This is a genomic window from Mesorhizobium sp. C416B (assembly GCF_030323165.1).
In the GTDB taxonomy this organism is placed as follows: domain Bacteria; phylum Pseudomonadota; class Alphaproteobacteria; order Rhizobiales; family Rhizobiaceae; genus Mesorhizobium.
On sequence record NZ_CP100471.1, the window covers coordinates 4637501 to 4640000 of the forward strand.

General features: G+C 57.0%; 1 protein-coding gene, 1 tRNA gene and 2 rRNA genes (2 of these 4 cut by a window edge). 3 read left to right on the forward strand and 1 reads right to left on the reverse strand.

The annotated features are described in order from the left end of the window. From NLY43_RS22670 to NLY43_RS22680, 3 genes are all read left to right on the forward strand, one after another. Positions 1–1029 (forward strand): 23S ribosomal RNA (locus NLY43_RS22670) (it extends 1773 nt beyond the left edge of the window). Positions 1030–1229: 200 nt separating this feature from the next. Continuing rightward, positions 1230–1344, forward strand: a 5S ribosomal RNA gene (rrf, locus tag NLY43_RS22675). A gap of 258 nt (positions 1345–1602) precedes the next feature. Beyond that, positions 1603–1679: transfer RNA gene (locus NLY43_RS22680), tRNA-Met, on the forward strand. A 627-nt stretch (positions 1680–2306) separates the two neighbouring features. On the opposite strand, the gene NLY43_RS22685 is transcribed toward NLY43_RS22680, so the two are convergent. Continuing rightward, positions 2307–2500 carry the 3' portion of a hypothetical protein gene (locus tag NLY43_RS22685; RefSeq protein ID WP_155923365.1) on the reverse strand. It continues 13 nt past the right edge of the window, so 194 of the gene's 207 nt are visible here — the last part of the coding sequence; its start codon lies off the right edge, out of view — the gene reads right to left on this strand; the stop codon is at positions 2307–2309.

Sequence of the window (2500 nt, forward strand, 5' to 3'; positions counted from 1 at the left end):
GGTTAAGAGGAGGGGTGCAAGCTCTGAATCGAAGCCCCAGTAAACGGCGGCCGTAACTATAACGGTCCTAAGGTAGCGAAATTCCTTGTCGGGTAAGTTCCGACCTGCACGAATGGCGTAACGACTTCCCCGCTGTCTCCAGCATAGACTCAGTGAAATTGAATTCCCCGTGAAGATGCGGGGTTCCTGCGGTTAGACGGAAAGACCCCGTGCACCTTTACTATAGCTTTACATTGGCATTCGTAGTGGCATGTGTAGGATAGGTGGTAGGCTTTGAAACCTGGGCGCCAGCTCAGGTGGAGCCACCCTTGAAATACCACCCTTATTACTATGGATGTCTAACCGCGGCCCGTTATCCGGGTCCGGGACAATGTATGGTGGGTAGTTTGACTGGGGCGGTCGCCTCCTAAAGAGTAACGGAGGCGCGCGATGGTGGGCTCAGAACGGTCGGAAATCGTTCGCTGAGTGCAATGGCATAAGCCTGCCTGACTGCGAGACTGACAAGTCGAGCAGAGACGAAAGTCGGTCATAGTGATCCGGTGGTCCCGCGTGGAAGGGCCATCGCTCAACGGATAAAAGGTACGCCGGGGATAACAGGCTGATGACCCCCAAGAGTCCATATCGACGGGGTTGTTTGGCACCTCGATGTCGACTCATCGCATCCTGGGGCTGGAGCAGGTCCCAAGGGTATGGCTGTTCGCCATTTAAAGCGGTACGTGAGTTGGGTTCAGAACGTCGTGAGACAGTTCGGTCCCTATCTGCCGTGGGTGTAGGAATATTGAAAGGATCTGTCCCTAGTACGAGAGGACCGGGATGGACGGATCTCTGGTGGACCTGTTGTGGCGCCAGCCGCATAGCAGGGTAGCTATATCCGGACGGGATAACCGCTGAAGGCATCTAAGCGGGAAACCCACCTTAAAACGAGTATTCCCTGAGAACCGTGGAAGACGACCACGTTGATAGGCCGGGTGTGGAAGAGCGGCAACGCTTGAAGCTTACCGGTACTAATAGTTCGATCGGCTTGATCGTTCTCATTCCTTATGCTCATCGTGAACACGATGATCTGACCAGCGCTCACGCATGAGCGGCCCTTAACAGGGCCTATGCTCCGCGAGGGCGCCGGAAAACCGGCGACGCGCAGTCGCGCTTGCGGACTTGTCCGTTAGCTAGACACAAACGTCGCCTTGGCACGAAAAAACAGCTTCTCGATATAACGTGCGTTTTGCCGACCTGGTGGTTATGGCGGAGCGGCTGCACCCGATCCCATTCCGAACTCGGCCGTGAAACGCTCCAGCGCTGATGGTACTTCGTCTCAAGACGCGGGAGAGTAGGTCGCTGCCAGGTCTGCAAAACGCACGTTGAACTCTCATCCGCAAACCGGATGAAACTGAAATCTTCTCTCTACGAAAAGGCCCGCCAAGGGATCACGGGCCGCGCAAGCGGCCCTTTCATTTGGTCAGCCATATACCTATCTGTAAGCCATCCTGTTCATAGGCCCAGGCTTACGTCCAGATAAGCAAGCAAACGCTTGCTTCAGATCCGGAGCAGGCAAGAGCTTGCCCTGGAGAGTCCGGAGCAAGCAAGAGCTTGCCCTGGAGGTGACGCGGGGTGGAGCAGCCCGGTAGCTCGTCAGGCTCATAACCTGAAGGTCACAGGTTCAAATCCTGTCCCCGCAACCAACAAAAAAAGCCCGCTTCACGCGGGCTTTTTGCGTTCGGACCGTGATCGATGGCGATTTTAACCTGCACCAGGGGTCGGAAGCAGGCGAAGCCGACGCCGTAGGACAGAAAAGCCAAATCATGACCCCCAACCGCCCGCAGCTCGCAGGCCTTTTTGTTATTCGGCACCTTTGCCCACGCGAAGCCGGTTGGCTCCCGGCTCTGTCAGCGCGGCAACCGCCACGCGCCGGCGCGATGGTGACCGGACGCTTTGGACCCTGCAAAACCAGGCGACGAACCATTCTCTCGCCATCAGATCTTGGAAAACGAACCGTGATCGTGCGCTTCCAATCATTGCTATTATTGCTACCGGGCTTGATCGGCGCCATAATCTTCCAGGAGGTTGCCGTGCCCGATTACGCTCTGAACGACGAACCACTATGAGAGCTTCATCAGGAAGCAGCTCGAATCAGGCCGCTACAACAATGCCTGAGATGTTCGCGCCGGCCTACGTATGCTCGAGGATTTCGAGGCGGAGCGGGAGAGATGGCTGCGCGAGGAGGTTCCGGCGCGCCTGACCGAACTCCGGCAGGATCCGGCTAAGGGCATCCCTGTCGAGACGGTTTTTTCGCGACTCGAGGCGCGTCATCACGCGAAGCAGGCGAAAGCCAAATAGGCAATGGAGTACCGCATTGTCTTCCACCCCAAGGCGGAACTGAACTCGGCCAGTTCTATGACGACGTAGCCGACCCGTGCGTCGCCGGCGATCGCTTGGAATTTCGTTGTCGGCATCCGCGACCATTGCCTGAGCGTGTCGACTTTTCCACAGTGCGGCACAGAGC